Source organism: Arthrobacter oryzae (assembly GCF_003634095.1).
GTDB lineage: Bacteria > Actinomycetota > Actinomycetes > Actinomycetales > Micrococcaceae > Arthrobacter > Arthrobacter oryzae.
Map to the genome: position 1 here is coordinate 421,047 of NZ_RBIR01000001.1, position 15,535 is coordinate 436,581.

At 67.4% G+C, this 15,535-nt stretch carries 12 protein-coding genes; 9 read left to right on the forward strand and 3 right to left on the reverse strand.

Annotated elements, in window-relative coordinates; genetic code table 11:
- The first annotated feature begins 8 nt into the window (after window positions 1–8).
- The 5 genes from C8D78_RS02015 to C8D78_RS02035 all read left to right on the forward strand — a co-directional run bounded on the left by C8D78_RS02015 (window position 9) and on the right by C8D78_RS02035 (window position 5,552).
- Window positions 9–1,097, forward strand: a complete 1,089-nt coding sequence (locus C8D78_RS02015; RefSeq protein ID WP_120950195.1) for a PhoH family protein — start codon at window positions 9–11, stop codon at window positions 1,095–1,097.
- On the forward strand, window positions 1,094–1,567 hold the full coding sequence (gene ybeY, locus C8D78_RS02020) for an rRNA maturation RNase YbeY (protein ID WP_120950196.1): 474 nt from the start codon (window positions 1,094–1,096) through the stop codon (window positions 1,565–1,567). Before C8D78_RS02015 ends, ybeY begins: the two co-directional genes overlap by 4 nt.
- The gene (locus tag C8D78_RS02025; RefSeq protein WP_120950197.1) at window positions 1,564–2,895 is read left to right on the forward strand and encodes a hemolysin family protein; all 1,332 of its coding nucleotides are present in this window, start codon (window positions 1,564–1,566) and stop codon (window positions 2,893–2,895) included. Before ybeY ends, C8D78_RS02025 begins: the two co-directional genes overlap by 4 nt.
- On the forward strand, window positions 2,879–3,838 hold the full coding sequence (gene era, locus C8D78_RS02030) for a GTPase Era (RefSeq protein ID WP_120950198.1): 960 nt from the start codon (window positions 2,879–2,881) through the stop codon (window positions 3,836–3,838). The genes C8D78_RS02025 and era overlap by 17 nt, the downstream gene beginning before the upstream one ends.
- 145 nt (window positions 3,839–3,983) lie before the next feature.
- Window positions 3,984–5,552: an LCP family protein gene (locus tag C8D78_RS02035; RefSeq protein ID WP_120950199.1), complete on the forward strand. Its 1,569-nt coding sequence runs from the start codon at window positions 3,984–3,986 to the stop codon at window positions 5,550–5,552.
- A gap of 122 nt (window positions 5,553–5,674) precedes the next feature.
- On the opposite strand, the gene C8D78_RS02040 is transcribed toward C8D78_RS02035, so the two are convergent.
- Window positions 5,675–7,627, reverse strand: a complete 1,953-nt coding sequence (locus tag C8D78_RS02040; RefSeq protein WP_120950200.1) for a M13 family metallopeptidase — start codon at window positions 7,625–7,627, stop codon at window positions 5,675–5,677.
- A 253-nt stretch (window positions 7,628–7,880) separates the two neighbouring features.
- Between C8D78_RS02040 and leuA the strand changes: the two genes are divergently transcribed.
- From leuA to C8D78_RS02055, 3 genes are read left to right on the forward strand one after another with little or no spacing between them, the layout of a single operon-like run.
- Window positions 7,881–9,620, forward strand: a complete 1,740-nt coding sequence (gene leuA / locus C8D78_RS02045; RefSeq protein ID WP_120950201.1) for a 2-isopropylmalate synthase — start codon at window positions 7,881–7,883, stop codon at window positions 9,618–9,620.
- A 54-nt stretch (window positions 9,621–9,674) separates the two neighbouring features.
- Window positions 9,675–10,469 (forward strand): DNA repair protein RecO, encoded by a 795-nt coding sequence (gene recO / locus C8D78_RS02050; RefSeq protein ID WP_425266665.1) that lies wholly within the window; start codon window positions 9,675–9,677, stop codon window positions 10,467–10,469.
- A gap of 20 nt (window positions 10,470–10,489) precedes the next feature.
- The gene (locus tag C8D78_RS02055) at window positions 10,490–11,341 is read left to right on the forward strand and encodes an isoprenyl transferase (RefSeq protein WP_120950203.1); all 852 of its coding nucleotides are present in this window, start codon (window positions 10,490–10,492) and stop codon (window positions 11,339–11,341) included.
- Window positions 11,342–11,431: 90 nt separating this feature from the next.
- Here the strand turns inward: C8D78_RS02055 and C8D78_RS02060 are convergent, their stop codons facing one another.
- Together C8D78_RS02060 and C8D78_RS02065 are read right to left on the reverse strand one after the other, a co-directional pair.
- Complete coding sequence (locus C8D78_RS02060) at window positions 11,432–12,442, reverse strand: alpha/beta hydrolase (RefSeq protein WP_120950204.1); 1,011 nt, start codon at window positions 12,440–12,442, stop codon at window positions 11,432–11,434.
- A 45-nt stretch (window positions 12,443–12,487) separates the two neighbouring features.
- Complete coding sequence (locus tag C8D78_RS02065) at window positions 12,488–14,182, reverse strand: FAD-binding dehydrogenase (RefSeq protein WP_120950205.1); 1,695 nt, start codon at window positions 14,180–14,182, stop codon at window positions 12,488–12,490.
- Window positions 14,183–14,356: 174 nt separating this feature from the next.
- Here C8D78_RS02065 and C8D78_RS02070 point away from each other — a divergent pair, with 174 nt between their 5' ends.
- Complete coding sequence (locus tag C8D78_RS02070; RefSeq protein ID WP_120950206.1) at window positions 14,357–15,430, forward strand: quinone-dependent dihydroorotate dehydrogenase; 1,074 nt, start codon at window positions 14,357–14,359, stop codon at window positions 15,428–15,430.
- The last annotated feature ends 105 nt before the right edge of the window (window positions 15,431–15,535 follow it).

Here is a 15,535-nt window from a genome sequence, read left to right on the forward strand (position 1 = left end):
CCAACACCATGACTGAAGCAGCGAACGGCAAGGCCCGGTTCAGCGCCGGAGAGCGCACCGCAGGGGAATTCCCCCACTCCCTACCAGGGTTGCGGACGGAGGTGGTCTTGTTCGACGACTCAGAACAGATGGTCCAGTCGCTGGGCAGCCATGACGAAGCTTTAAGGTTCATCGAAAACCAGTTCCCCGCCGTTGATTTCCATGTCCGGGGAAACGAGCTCGCGATCAGCGGCCCAGCGGCCGACGTTCCGCGCATCATGCGCCTGCTCAACGAAGTCCGCGGCCTGGTGGCCAGGGGAACCGTCATTACCCCGGCCGTCCTGCAGCAGCTGATCTCCCTGCTGCGCAGCCAGTCTCTGCAGAACCCGGTGGAAGTGCTGACCACCAATATTCTTTCCACCCGGGGCAAGACCATCCGCGCCAAAACGCTGAACCAGAAGAACTATGTGGACGCGATCGACGCCAACACGGTGATCTTCGGGATCGGGCCGGCCGGCACCGGCAAGACGTACTTGGCCATGGCCAAGGCTGTCCAGGCCCTGCAGCAGAAGGAGGTCAGCCGCATCATCCTGACCCGCCCTGCAGTCGAGGCGGGGGAGCGGCTGGGCTTCCTGCCGGGAACCCTCAGCGACAAGATCGACCCCTACCTGCGGCCCCTCTATGACGCCCTGCACGACATGATGGACCCCGAGTCCATTCCGCGGCTCATGGCCGCCGGCACCATCGAGGTTGCCCCGCTGGCGTACATGCGCGGCCGTACCCTCAACGACGCGTTCATCATCCTCGATGAGGCCCAGAACACCACGCCGGAACAAATGAAGATGTTCCTGACCCGTCTGGGGTTCGGCTCCAAGATGGTTGTCACCGGTGACATCACCCAGGTGGATCTTCCCTTCGGCACCCGTTCGGGACTGCGGATTGTCGAGGAGATCCTGCAGGGGATCGAAGACGTCAACTTCTCGGTGCTGGACGCCTCCGACGTCGTCCGGCACCGCCTGGTGGGCGACATCGTCAACGCCTACAGCATCTGGGACGAAGTACAGAGGAACCGGGTCAAGCACTCCGTAGCCCGGGAAACGCGGGGAGAACGCGCATGAGCATTGAGGTCAACAACGAATCCGGCGTGACGGTCGACGAAGCCGAGATGGTGGCCCTCGCGCGATTCATCTTCGAACGTCTCTACATCCACCCGCAGGCGGAACTGTCCATCCTGCTGGTGGACGAACCGGCCATGGAAAAGCTGCACATCGAACTCATGGACGAGCCCGGCTCCACCGACGTCCTGTCCGTGCCCATGGACGAACTGACCCCGGGCACCCCGGACAAGCCGACGCCGCAGGGCATGCTCGGCGATATCGCCATCTGCCCCCAGGTGGCCGAAATCCAGGCCAAGAACGCCGGCCACTCCACCCAGGACGAGATGCTGCTGCTCACCACGCATGGCATCTTGCACCTGCTCGGCTATGACCACGCCGAGCCGGAGGAGAAGGAAGAGATGTTCGGCCTGCAGCGCGAACTCCTGACCGCTTTCACCGGCAAAGCGGCCCCCTCAGAGACGATTCAGTGACCCCACTGATCCTTGCCGGCATGGCGCTGGTGTTTCTCAGCTTTGCCGCGGTGCTGACCGCAGCCGAGTCCGCTTTCAACTTCCTGCCCCGGCACGACGCCGAACAGGCGGTCCTGCACAGCCGGGGCACGTCGCTCAAACGCATCCTCGCCCACCCCGTGGGGCATATGCGCGCCCTCCGGTTCTGGCGGGTCTGGTTTGAGATGGCCTCCGCCGTCGCCGTGACCGTGCTGCTGCACAGCATGCTGGCCAACGTCTGGCTGGCCGGACTGGCGGCCACCGGCATCATGGCCGTGGTGGGTTTCGTGATCGTCGGAGTGTCCCCGCGACAGTTCGGCCGAGTCCACTCCGCCGCCCTCGTGCGGTTCAGCGCCCCGATCGTGCGGTCCCTCTACGCTGTCCTGGGCCCGATCCCGGGCTGGCTCGTCCGGCTCGGCAGCGCCGTCGCCCCCGGCGCCCCGGCCGACAACGAGGCATTCTTCAGCGAAGAGGAATTCCGCGAACTCGTGGACCGTGCCACCGAGTCCGACGTGATCGAGGACAACGAGGCGGAGCTGATCCAGTCGGTCTTCGACTTCGGTGACACCCTGGTCCGTTCGGTCATGGTTCCGCGGACGGACATCCTCACCATCGACTCCGGATCCAGCCTGCGGCGCGCGATGGAGCTGTTCCTGCGCTCCGGGTACTCGCGGATCCCGATCATCGGCGAAAACACGGACCAGATCCTGGGCATCGTGTACCTCAAGGACGTTGCCGCCGTGCTCCACAACCTCGGCCCGGACGACGAGCCGCCCGTGGTGGACAAACTCGCCCGCGAGGTCCGTTACGTGCCGGATTCGAAGCCGGTCAGCGATCTGCTGCGCGAACTGCAGAAAGAATCCACGCACGTTGCCATCGTGATCGACGAATACGGCGGAACGGCGGGGCTGGTGACCCTCGAGGACCTCATTGAGGAGATCGTCGGGGAGATCGTGGATGAGTACGACACCGAAAGCGCCGAGGCCGTGGCTCTCGGCGACGGGAGCTACCGGGTCAGTGCCCGCATGAGCATCGATGACCTCGGCGAGCTCTTCGACCTGGAGCTCGACGACGACGAAGTGGACACCGTCGGCGGCCTGCTCGCCAAGGCCCTCGGGCGGGTGCCGATCGTCGGCAGTACCGTCGAGGTCCACGGGCTGTCCCTTCGCGCCGACCGGCTCGAGGGCCGCCGGAACCGCGTCAGCCACATCATTGCGGCCGCCGTACCAAAAGAACAAACTGACCTTGAAGACCTTCTCGACGAGGCCGCACCAATCCAACAGGGAGTCCTACGTGAGCAAGCAGAATAAGTCCGACGGCGAAGCAGCCCACGGCGGCTACCGCGCCGGGTTCTCCGTACTGGTCGGGCGCCCGAACGCCGGCAAGTCGACCCTCACCAACGCCCTGGTCGGCCAAAAGGTCGCTATCACCTCGGCCAAGCCGCAGACCACCCGCCACACCATCCGCGGCATCGTGCACCGGGACGACGCCCAGCTGATCCTCGTGGATACCCCGGGCCTGCACCGCCCCCGCACCCTGCTGGGCAAGCGGCTCAACGAACTCGTCGCGGACACCCTCGCCGAGGTCGACGCAATCGGCTTCTGCCTGCCGGCCAACGAGAAGATCGGCCCGGGAGACAAATACATCGCCGCCCAGCTCGCCGCCATCGGCAACAAGCCGATTATCGCGATCGTGACCAAGGCCGACACCGTGGACCGCCAGGGCCTCACGGAGCAGCTGCTCGCCGTCGCCGCCCTGGGCCGCGAAGTCCTGGGCGAGGACGGCTGGAAGGATATTGTCCCGGTTTCCGCCACGGACGGTTTCCAGGTCGAAACCCTGGCCGACGTGCTGATCAGCCACATGCCGGCCTCGCCGCCGCTGTACCCGGACGGGCACCTGACGGACGAACCGGAAGCGGTGATGATCGCCGAACTCATCCGCGAAGCCGCCCTCGAAGGCGTCCGCGACGAGCTGCCGCACTCCCTGGCCGTCGTCGTCGATGAAATCGTTCCGCGCGAAGGCCGGCCCGAAGACCGGCCGTTCCTGGACGTCCGCGTCAACCTGTACGTCGAACGCCCCTCGCAGAAAGCCATCATCATCGGCAAGGGCGGCGCCCGCCTCCGCGAGGTGGGGACCAATGCGCGCAAGGCGATTGAGGCGCTGCTCGGCGCCCGAATCTACCTCGACCTGCACGTGAAGGTCGCCAAGGACTGGCAGCGGGACCCGAAGCAGCTCGTTAAACTCGGCTTCTGAGCCGGGTCATCAACCGAGGCTCCAAGCCGGGGCTGAAAGTGGGCCGCCGGCCCGTCGCGCCGCTCCCAAACGCGGACCATCGGCATTTTCTCAGATTCGGACACTAAAATGGGCAAACTCCCGTTCGTGAAGGAAGGCTCAACAAGTGGTTCGACCCCCTGACAACCGTGCCGACGGAACCGCCCCGCCGGTCCGGTCGGCAGCCGCTGCCCGCCACACGGCCGATGCCGCCGTCGGTCCGGCCCGGCATCTCGGTGCCGCCCGGCGGACGCCCAAGTGGCTGAAAATCACCACGGGCGTCATCGCGGTCCTCCTGGTGGGCGTGATCGCCTTCGGCGCCTACTGGGCCATCCGGCTTCAGGGCAACATCACCACGGCCCCGCTGAGCGCCGGCAGCATGAAATCCGAGAACGCAGTGAATGACTCGACGGACCGGATGCAGATCCTGATCCTCGGCTCGGACACCCGCGACGGGAAGAACTCCGAGTACGGCAACAGCAACGACTCGACCGGCTACGGGCACTCGGACGTGATGATGCTCATGGACATCTCCGCCGACAACAAGCGCGTCAATGTCATCAGCTTCCCGCGCGACCTCCTGGTCGACATCCCCCAGTGCACTGATCCCAAGACGCACAAGGTCTACCCGGCCCAGAGCGGCGTCATGATCAACTCCGCAATGTCCGAGGCCGGCATCGGCTGCGCCGTGGACACCGTCAACAAGCTCACCGGCCTCCAGATCGACCACTTCATGATGGCCGACTTCAACGCCGTCAAGGAACTCTCCAACGCCGTCGGCGGCGTGCAGGTGTGCGTCAGCGACGCCGTCTATGACCCTGACTCGAAGCTTCGGCTTCCCAAAGGCACGTCCACTGTCCAGGGCGAGCAGGCGCTGTCGTTCGTACGCACCCGGCACGCCTTCGGCGACGGCGGCGACCTCGGTCGCATCAAGGCGCAGCAGGGATTCCTGTCGTCTTTGACCCGAAAAATCAAGGATGACGGCACCCTTACCAACCCTTCCCGGATGCTCGGCATCGCTGACGCGATCACCAAGAACCTGACCATCGACGAAGGACTGGCCTCGGTGCCGACGCTGCTTACCGTGGCCAACCGGCTCAAGAACATCGACGTCGGCAAGGTGGCCTTCGTGGCGACGCCGACCGTGCCGGCCGAATCTGACCCGAACCGGCTGCAGCTGGCCGAGCCGGCAGCGTCCCAATTGTTCACGGCAATGCGCAACGATGTAGACCTGACGGACCCGACCGCGAAGCCGAGCGCGACCGCGACTGCCCGGGCCACCGCCAAGCCGACGCCGAGCGCCGCCGCGCCGGCCTACGACAAGACGCTGCAGCCCGTCACAGTGGCCAACGGTTCAGGAGTGCCCGCCCGGACCCAGGCGATCATGCAGACCCTCCAGGGCGCCGGCTTCACGCAGGTGGGCCAACTAACAGCACAGCCTGTCGCGAAAACGGCTGTCTATTATGGCGCGAACTTCGCCGACGTGGCCGCCGACGTTGCGGCTCTGCTCGGGGTGGCTCCGGGCCAGGTGCTCCCGGCCGCCGGAGTCGCCGGAGTCCAGGTCTACTTGGGTGCCGACTTTGCCAACGGCGCTCCGACCGCCAACGCGGCTCCTGCGCTGCCCAAGGACATCGTCAACCAGACCGCGGGCGACACTGTTTGCCAGAAGGCGAATCCGGAGTTGATCACCCGTTAGGCAACGGCATTAAGGCCAAGGCCCCGTCCAGATTCTTCTGGACGGGGCCTTGGCCTTATGCCGGGTGTCGCACTTCGGGTCCGCGGGCCATCGGCGGCCCCGGAACCGCCGATGGCTGATGGTCACCAGATGCTGACGCGCTCCTGCGGTGGCATCCACATGCCGTCCAGCTCGGTGACACCGAAAGCTGCATGGAAGGCGTCGAGGTTCTTGGCGATCGCGTTGGTGCGGAACTCGTTGGGGGAGTGCGGGTCCGTGGCGAGCCGGCGGATGGCCTCCTCGTTCCGCATGACCTGCCGCCACCCCGCGGCCCAGGACGCGAAGAACCGCTGGACGCCCGTCAACCCGTCGAGCACCGGGGGTTCCTGCCCGTCGAGGCTGATCAGATAGGCCTTGTAGGCAATGGTGAGGCCGCCGAGGTCGCCGATGTTCTCACCGAGGGTGAGCTTGCCGTTGACGTTGTGGCCGGGCGCAGCGGTGGGGGAAAGGGCATCGAACTGCGCCACCAACCGGGAGGTGAGGGCCTCGAAGGCCGTCCGGTCCTCCTCGGTCCACCAGTTCCGGAGCAGCCCGTTGCCGTCGTACTGCGATCCCTGGTCATCGAAGCCGTGGCCGATTTCATGCCCGATTATGGCGCCGATGCCCCCATAGTTGACGGCGTCGTCGGCGTCGGCGGTGAAGAACGGGGGCTGCAGGATGGCGGCCGGGAACACGATCTCGTTCAGGAGCGGGTGGTAGTAGGCGTTGACCGTTTGCGGGGTCATGAGCCATTTCTCGCGGTCCACGGGCTTGCCGACCTCGTCGAGGTGCCGGTCGACGTCGGCGCTGTGGCCGCGCTCGACATTCCCGAGCAGGTCGGCGGGATCGATCTCCACGGCGGAGTAATCGATCCACTTGTCCGGGTAGCCGATCTTGCCGCGGAAGGAGTCTAGTTTCTTCAGGGCCTCCAGCTTCGTTGCCTCGCCCATCCACTCCAGCCCCGTGATGGAGTCCCGGTAGGCGGCGATCAGGTTGGCGACGAGGGACTGCATGCGTGCCTTGTTGCCCTCGGGAAAATGTTCGGCGACGTAGATCTGGCCGACGGCCTCCCCGAGGGCCGCCTCGACCACCGCGACGCCGCGCTTCCAACGGTCCTTGATCCGTGGCGTGCCGCTCAAGGTAGTGCCGTAGAACGCGAAGTTCGCGTCCACGAAGGCGGCGGACAGGTACGGCGCGGCAGAGCTGACCACCCGCATGGCGAGCCATTCCTGCCAGGTTGCCAGCGGTTCGGTATCTAGCAGCGAGGCCGCGCCGGAGAAGAAATCGGGGGTGCTCATGACCAGTTCGGCACGCTTCTCCGGCACGATGCCGGCGGCGTCGAACCAGTCGGCCAGCAGCGGGAACAGTTCGGCAGCCTCGCCGGCGGACTTCAGGTTGTAGGTCTTCTGCGGGTTCCGCAGTGTCACGTTGTCCCAGTGATGCGAGGCCAGTGCCGTTTCCAGCGCCACTACCCGTGCGGCCGCCCCCGCGGGGTCGGCCAGCTCCGCCAAGCCCAGCATGGCCTGGACGTGCTCCCGGTAAGCCTGGACCATCGGTGCGAACTTCTCTTCACGGTAATACGACTCGTCCGGCAGTCCGAGGCCGCCCTGGCCGGTGTAGAGCAGGATCCGGTCCGGGTTTCCGGCATCCGGGGCGGGATAGATGTAGAAGAGTCCCGCGACGTCGGCGCGGAACAGCCGTCCGGCCAGGGCCACGAGGTCGGCCACCGACGTCGTGGCGAACACCTCGGCCAGCCGTGCCCGGAGCGGGTCCAGGCCTTTCGCTTCCGCCGCGGCCTCGTCCATGAAGCTGTTGTAAAGGTCGCCGATCTTCCGTTCGACGCCGGCAGCCTCGACGCCGCGGGCGGCCGCCCGCTCGATGATCTCCTTCACGGCGAGTTCCGAAGCATCGCGCAGCGCCGTAAAGGTGCCCTCCAGCGGCCGGTCGTCCGGAATTACCGTGGTCTTGAGCCAGCCGCCGTTCACGTGCTGGTACAGGTCATCCTGCGGGCGGACGCTGGCGTCAAAGGTGGACTTGTCGATCCCCGAAAGTGGCACGGATGCTCCTTTGAGTGGCAGCCCGGCACCGGAGCGTGAGCCGGTGCCCGGTCTGCATGGTGGACGTTGCGGTGGTATGGCTCCTTCATCTTACGCACCCGTGTTACTGTGAAATGGTGCGCGCAGAACTGCTTCTTCTTAGCTGCCGCGGCGAGGCCTCAGACGCGATCTAGCGCAAGGCCCACCCTCGCTGCGGAGTTTGTGTTGCCCGGCCACCCTTTCATCAAGAATCACAGAAAAGGCCCCGATAGTAATGCGAAACGCACAGAAGCCCTCAGGAATGCCGGTCCACCGCTACATCCCGTTCCAGGACCAGATCACCGTTGAACTGCCGGACCGCACGTGGCCGGACAAGGTCATCACGAAGGCCCCGCGCTGGTGTGCCGTGGACCTGCGCGACGGCAACCAGGCCCTGATTGATCCCATGAGCCCGGCCCGCAAGCTAAAGATGTTCGACCTGCTGGTCCGGATGGGCTACAAGGAGATCGAAGTCGGGTTCCCCTCGGCGTCGCAGACGGACTTCGACTTCGTCCGCCAGCTGATCGAGGGCAACCACATTCCCGACGACGTAACGATCCAGGTGCTGACCCAGGCCCGCGAGCACCTGATCGAGCGGACGTACGAGTCCCTCGTCGGCGCCAAGCAGGCGATCGTCCACCTCTACAACTCCACGTCCGTCCTGCAGCGCCGGGTCGTCTTCAACCAGGACGAAGACGGGATTCTGGACATCGCGTTGCAGGGTGCCCGGCTGTGCAAGAAGTACGAGGAAACCCTCGCCGATACCCATATCACCTACGAATACTCGCCCGAATCCTTCACCGGAACCGAGCTGGAGTACGCCATCCGCGTCTGCAACGCGATCGCCGACGTCTTTGAGGCGTCGGCGGACCGGCAGGTCATCATCAACCTGCCAGCCACGGTGGAAATGGCCACGCCAAATGTCTACGCGGACTCCATTGAGTGGATGAGCCGGAACCTGCACCCGCGGGAGGGCATCATCCTCTCCCTGCACCCGCACAACGACCGCGGCACCGGCGTCGCCGCCGCCGAACTGGGCTACCTGGCCGGCGCGGACCGGATCGAGGGCTGCCTCTTCGGCAACGGCGAGCGGACCGGCAACGTGGACCTGGTGACCCTGGGCCTGAACATGTTCGTCCAGGGCATCGATCCCATGATCGACTTCTCCAACATTGACGAAATTCGCCGCACGGTTGAGTACTGCAACCAGCTGCCGGTTGCCGAGCGCGTACCGTACGGCGGGGACCTCGTCTTCACCGCGTTCTCCGGTTCGCACCAGGACGCCATCAAGAAGGGCCTGGAAGCCCTCGAAAAGGACGCCGCCGCCGCCGGCAAGGACGTCGCCGATTACACCTGGCAGGTCCCGTACCTGCCGGTGGACCCGAAGGACCTCGGCCGCAGCTACGAGGCCGTCATCCGCGTCAATTCGCAGTCCGGGAAGGGCGGCGTCGCCTACCTGCTGAAGAACGAACACAACCTGGACCTGCCGCGCCGCGCCCAAATCGAGTTCTCCGGCGTCATCCAGAAGCAGACCGACACCGTGGGCGGCGAGGTCAGCGGCGCCCAGCTCTGGCAGGTCTTCCAGGACGAATACCTCCCCTCCACTGCTGCTGAGACGCAGTGGGGGCGCTACGCGCTCGGGGCCATTGGCACCGAAACGGACGAGGCCGGGGCGATGACCCTGACCGCGTCGCTCAAGATCGACGGCAACCAGGTCCGACGCACCGGGACCGGCAACGGCCCCATCGCGGCCCTGCTGAGCATCCTGCGCGAGGACGGCGTCGACGTCCGTGTGCTGGACTACAGCGAGCACGCCCTGTCCGAGGGCGGCAGCGCCCTCGCCGCCGCCTATGTCGAATGCGCCGTGGGCGAGCGGGTGCTGTGGGGTGTCGGGATCGACGCGAACACCATCACGGCGTCGCTTAAGGCAGTGATCTCGGCCGTGAACCGGGCCATCCGGGACGCCCGCGCCTAGGTTGTCAGCCACTGCGCCGCCGGTTCATCCGGCGGCGCAGTGCTGCTTTCCGCAATGGCAGCGTTTTCCCGAAAGACAGTGCGAAGATTAACCGTGGCCCAACCTTCCTCCTATGCCTCCCGCGCGTACCGCGATGACGCCGTCGTGCTGCGCACGCATAAACTAGGCGAGGCCGACCGCATCATCACCCTGCTGACCAAGCACCATGGCCAGGTCCGGGCGGTGGCGAAGGGCGTCCGCCGCACGTCCAGCCGGTTCGGAGCCAGGCTGGAACCGTTCATGGTTGCCGACCTCCAACTGATTTCCGGGCGTACCCTGGACGTTGTCACGCAGGCCGTGGCCAAGGGGGCCTACGGCAGCAACATCGCGGCGGACTATGGCCGGTACACCGTGGCGGCCGCCATGACTGAAACGGCGGAGAAGCTCACCGACGTCGACGGCGAGGCCGGCACCGCCCAGTACAACCTGCTGGTCGGGGCGCTGGCGTCGCTAAGCCGGGGCGACCACGCAGCCGAACTCATCTTGGACTCCTACCTGCTCCGCGCCCTCGCGACCGGTGGCTGGGCGCCCAGTTTCACCGATTGCGCCCGGTGCGGCGCAGCGGGCCCGCATGCTGCCTTCTCCGCACCGCTGGGCGGCATGGTCTGCCACAACTGCCGGCCGCCAGGTTCCCCGGCGCCGGCTGCGGAAACGGTGCTCCTGCTGGGCGCCCTGCTCACCGGGAACTGGACGACGGCGGATGCCTCGGCGTCCGTGCACCGCCGGGAAGCGGCCGGCCTCGTGGCCAGCTACCTGCAGTGGCATTTGGAACGAGTCCTGAAATCCCTCAAACATGTGGAGCGAACGTAGAAGTGGCACTGGGAAGAAGCTTGGGAAGGAACCTGGAGAAGAACCAGGCGAAGCAGGCCAACGCAAGGCGGCGCACAGCGCCGGTGGTGGCCCCGTACCCGCATCCGTCAGGCGCTGTTCCGCCCGCCATTCCCGCCGAATTCATCCCCCGGCACGTGGCGATTGTCATGGACGGCAACGGTCGCTGGGCGAACCAGCGCGGGCTGCCCCGGATCGAGGGACACAAGGCGGGGGAGCCTGCCCTCCTTGACGTCATGGCCGGCGCGATCGAGCTCGGGATCGAGCACGTCAGCGTGTATGCCTTCTCCACCGAGAACTGGCGCCGCTCCCCGGAAGAGGTGCGGTTCCTCATGGGATTCAACAAGGACGTGCTCCGCCGGCAGCGGAACCAGCTCGATGACTGGGGTGTCCGCATCCGCTGGTCCGGGCGGCGCCCGAAACTGTGGGGCTCGGTGATCCGCGAACTCGAGGAAGCCGAGGACTACACCAGGGGCAACAGCACCTGCACATTGAACATGTGCGTCAACTACGGCGGACGCGCCGAGATCGCCGACGCCGTCGCCGCGATCGCGGAGGAAGTCGCCCATGGCCGGCTCAAACCGGGCGCCATCACCGAACGCACCATCCAGAAGTTCCTCGACGAGCCCGACCTGCCGGACGTGGACCTGTTCCTGCGCAGCTCCGGCGAGCAGCGGCTGTCCAACTTCATGCTGTGGCAATCGGCCTACGCCGAGTTCGTCTTCATGGACACGCTGTGGCCGGACGTGGACCGGCGGACGCTGTGGGACGCGGTGGAGATCTACGCCCAGCGGGACCGGCGCTACGGGGGAGCGGTTGATGCCGCTCCGGCCGCCGGGGCCGAGGGCACCTAGGCAGCCTCTCACGGGGATTGCCGACGGGGATTGACGGGAAACCGCCGGAGGCCGGCGCGGGTGAACGGTCACGGGCCGTCGTGGGCCGCGTCAGTCGAACACGTAGGCCCTGATCCATCGGGACAGCCGCGCGTACGCGTCCGCACGGACCCGGGGTGCGGAAAGGAAGACGTCGTGCAGGGCGCCGTCAATCCGTTCCAGCGTGACGGTGCGGCCCAGGCTGAGGGCGCGCAGGGCGATCGTGTTCACGTCCAGGACCGCGTCTGTGCTGCGCATCGATTCCTTCCAGAACATCCCGTTGGCGCTCGCTCCCGAAATCAGGACAAGGATGGGCACCTCGATGTTCAGCCCGCGGGCCACCCTGGCCTGGCCGGCGAGTACGGCGCTGAGCCAGCCGGCGCGGACCGGAAAGGCGTGCGGCGGGCGGTAGGCGTCGTCCAAGGCCCATTCCCCTTCCGCGGAGCTGCTGATGCTGCGCCAGTAGAAGGCTCTTTCCGGGAGCCGGATCACCGACTCGGGCCAGAACCGGGCGAAGGGCTCCACCATGGTCCTTGCGGCCCGGCGCAGGGCCGGGCTGCCATGAACCTCCAGCCACGGGCTGTCGAGGACCAGCTGCGCGGCCACCCCGGGGTGCCTGTCGGCCCACAGCGCAGCGATCAGGCCGCCGGTCGAATGGCCCATGAGGGTCAGCAGCGGTGCCGCGCCGCCCGGCCGGAGCGAGCCGATGATGCCGATCGCCGCCGTGATTTCGGCGTCGTAGTTGTCCAGGTCCGAAACGTAGCCGCCGTGGGTGCCCGGCCGCAGGCTGCGGCCGTGGTTGTGCATGTCCAGCGCGAAGAACTCGAATCCCTTGCCGGTCCAGAATTCCGCGAGCTCCTCGTTGAAGAAGTAGTCACTCCAACCATGCAGGAAGAGCACCGCCCGGTCCGGCGGCGCGGCCGGGGCCCCGGGGCCACGTTCCCCTGAGAGTTCCGCGGCCTCAGCCGGTCCGTGGGGCGTATGGCGGACCAAGGTGGCGGTGCGCAGCACGCCATCGGCGCCGGCGGCCTCGAAGGCGCACGCCTGGAAGTCATCCCCCAGTATGTCGGTCCGCCACTGCATCGATTTCCTCCTGCCCGCTGACTCTGCCGCTGGTTGCGTCCCTTGCTACACTGCCGCCGCTGCGGCGCGGCCCGCCGACCGGCCGGAGAAGAGGCACCCGCCCAGGAACGTTCCCTCGAGTGCCCGGTAGCCGTGGATGCCGCCGCCGCCAAACCCGGCGGCTTCACCGGCGGCGAACAGTCCCGGCACGGGTTGCCCGGCGGAGTCGAGGACCCGTGACTGCAGGTCCGTCCGGAGGCCGCCGAGGCTCTTGCGTGTGAGAACGGAGAGCCTGACGGCCAGCAGGGGGCCGTGGCGCGGATCCAGCAGCCGGTGCGGTGGTGCCACCCGCATGATCTTGTCCGTGGCGAAGCGGCGGGCGGCCCGGATGGCAGCCAGCTGCGGATCCTTGCCTAGTCCGCTGGAAAACTGCCGGTCCCGGGCGCGGACCAGCGTGTCTAGGGCCGCGGGGTCGATGAGGTTTCCGCCCGCCAGATCGTTCATTTTCCCGGCAAGCTGCGTCGGAGACCCGGCCTGGAGGAAGTCGACGCCGCGGTCCAGGAACCGTTGCAGGGGCGTGTCGCCGCCAGGCCTTCGCCTCGCCGCCAGCAGCCGGACATCCTTGCCGGTGAGGTCCGGGTTCTGCTCCGAGCCGGACAGGGCGAACTCCTTCAGGGCGATTGTCCTGTTCAGGACAAACCAGGAATGGTCATGCCCCGTCGCCAGGATGTGGCGCAGGGCGCCGAGGGAATCGAAGCCGGGAAACAGGGGAGGGGGGAGCGGGCGACCCGTGGCGTCCAGCCACAGGGCGGACGGTCCCGGCAGGATCCGGATGCCGTGCCGGGGCCAGACCGGGGCATGGTTGTGGATTCCCTCCGGGTAGTGCCACATCCGGTCGCCGTTGATGAGGCTGCCGCCGGCACGGCTGACGGCCGGCAGGAAGTCCCCGTCCACGGAGGCGGGCACGCCGCTCAACATAGTTTCGGGCGCCGCGGCTTCCGGCCACTGGTCGCGGACCATGGTGTGGTTGCCGCCGATCCCGCCGGTCGTCACCACCACGGCCGCCGCGGCGGCCTCGAAACCGCCGGCCGTGCGCCGGTTGGACGCTTCACCCCGCCCCGCGGTGCTGGCCTCGAGCAGCTCGCCGCGCACCCCGCTCACCCGTCCGGCCGTCTTGATGAGCTCGGTGGCGCGGTGCCGGAAGTGAAAGCTCACGCGACCGGCGGCGACGCCATCGCGGAGTTTGGCAAGGAAGGGCGCTACCAGTGCAGGTCCCGTGCCCCACGCGACATGGAAGCGCGGGACCGTGTTGCCGTGGCCGTCCGGGCCGTAGCCGCCGCGCTCGGCCCACTGCACCAGGGGGAACAGCCCCACGCCCAGGGAGGTGAGCCAGGCCCGTTTCTCGCCGGAGGCGAAGTTCACGTACGCAGCCGCCCACTCCTTCGCCTGTGCGTCCTCCGGCCGGTCGAATCCGGCGGACGCATGCCAGTCGGCGAAGGCCAACTCCTCGCTGTCCCGCACCCCCAGCCGCCGCTGTTCGGGGGAGTTGACCAGGAAGAGGCCACCGAAGGACCAGTGGGCCTGGCCGCCGACGGACGCCTCCGGCTCCTGATCCAGCACCGCCACCCGCCGGCCCGCGGCATAGGCCTGGGCCGCCGCCACGAGGCCGGCCAGTCCCGCGCCGATCACCACGACGTCGGCCTCGATCCGGGGATCCCGGGCCCCGCGTCCGCCCGTCCCGACACCGTCATTGCTGGTCATGGCTTCATGCTAACTCGCCCCGGTTCACTTCCGGCGCCGCGCCTGTGGCGCGCGGCGCCGCAGGCACAGCCGCGGCCGCTGGCGCAGGCACGATTGGCGCCACGCCGGCAGTCACACCACGGCACGCCGAGGGTCCGGTTTGGTCTGGGCGGTTCCAACCGGAAAACTAGAGCCATGCGCGTATATCCCACAATCTTCCGGCTGGCCTTCTCATGGATGGACGCCGAACGCGCCCACAAGATCGGGTTCCGGGCGATCCGCCTGGCCCACAGTTGCGGCGCAGGCCGGGTGCTGCAGAAGTTCACCGCCCCGGCGGCCTCGCTGCAGACCCAGGCGTTCGGACTGACCTTCCCCTCGCCGTTCGGCCTCGCGGCGGGCTTCGACAAGGAAGGCCACGGCATCGAGGCGCTGGCCGAGCTCGGCTTCGGCCACGTGGAAGTCGGTACCATCACCGGTCAGGCCCAGCCCGGCAACCCGGCGCCCCGGCTGTTCCGCCTCGTGGAAGACAGGGCGGTCATCAACCGGATGGGCTTCAATAACGATGGCGCCGCGGCGGTGGCCCCGCGCCTGAAGTCCGCCCGCGCCGCCCTGCAGCGCCAGCACCCCGGCGTGCGGCCCGTGATCGGGGTGAACATCGGCAAGAGCAAAGTGGTGGGACTCGACGATGCGGTCTCGGATTACCTGATCAGCGCGCGCAGCCTCGCTCCGGCCGCGGACTATCTTGTGGTCAACGTCAGCTCGCCCAACACGCCCGGCCTGCGGCTGCTGCAGGACGTGGAGACCCTGCGCCCGCTGCTGACCGCCGTGGGCGAAGAAGCGGATAAAGCCGCTGGCCGCCACGTTCCGCTCCTGGTCAAGATCGCGCCCGACCTCAGCGATGAGGACATCGACGCCGTCGCACGCCTGGCGCTGGACCTGAAGCTGGACGGCATCATTGCCACCAACACCACCATCGCCCGTACCGGACTGTCCTCCAGCCCGGACACGGTCGCGGCCTGCGGAGCCGGCGGCCTGTCGGGGGCGCCGCTGAAGCAACGGTCCCTGGAGGTCCTGGCCCGGCTCAGGAACGCCACGGCCGGCGCGCTCACTCTCGTCTCGGTGGGCGGCGTCGAAACAGCGCAGGATGTCCAGGCCCGGCTGGACGCCGGCGCCACCCTGGTTCAGGGGTACACGGCCTTCCTCTATGAGGGACCGTTCTGGGCCGCCCGCATCAACCGGCTGCTCGCCAAGCACCCCAGCCGGCGCTAGATCCCGCACAGCCGGGCCGGCGGGCGAAGCCTCCGGAACGAGGGCCCCGTCAAAGAAGCCTGCACCGACGCGAACACGGCGAAGCCCCCGGCAGTTAACTGCCGG

Excerpts from the sequence above, each read along its gene's own strand:
- C8D78_RS02070 (WP_120950206.1), top strand. The coding sequence starts at position 14,357 with ATGCGCGTATATCCCACAATCTTCCGGCTGGCCTTCTCATGGATGGAC.
- C8D78_RS02015 (WP_120950195.1), top strand. The coding sequence starts at position 9 with ATGACTGAAGCAGCGAACGGCAAGGCCCGGTTCAGCGCCGGAGAGCGC.
- leuA (WP_120950201.1), top strand. The coding sequence starts at position 7,881 with ATGCGAAACGCACAGAAGCCCTCAGGAATGCCGGTCCACCGCTACATC.
- C8D78_RS02065 (WP_120950205.1), bottom strand. The coding sequence starts at position 14,182 with ATGACCAGCAATGACGGTGTCGGGACGGGCGGACGCGGGGCCCGGGAT.
- C8D78_RS02060 (WP_120950204.1), bottom strand. The coding sequence starts at position 12,442 with ATGCAGTGGCGGACCGACATACTGGGGGATGACTTCCAGGCGTGCGCC.
- ybeY (WP_120950196.1), top strand. The coding sequence starts at position 1,094 with ATGAGCATTGAGGTCAACAACGAATCCGGCGTGACGGTCGACGAAGCC.
- recO (WP_425266665.1), top strand. The coding sequence starts at position 9,675 with ATGGCAGCGTTTTCCCGAAAGACAGTGCGAAGATTAACCGTGGCCCAA.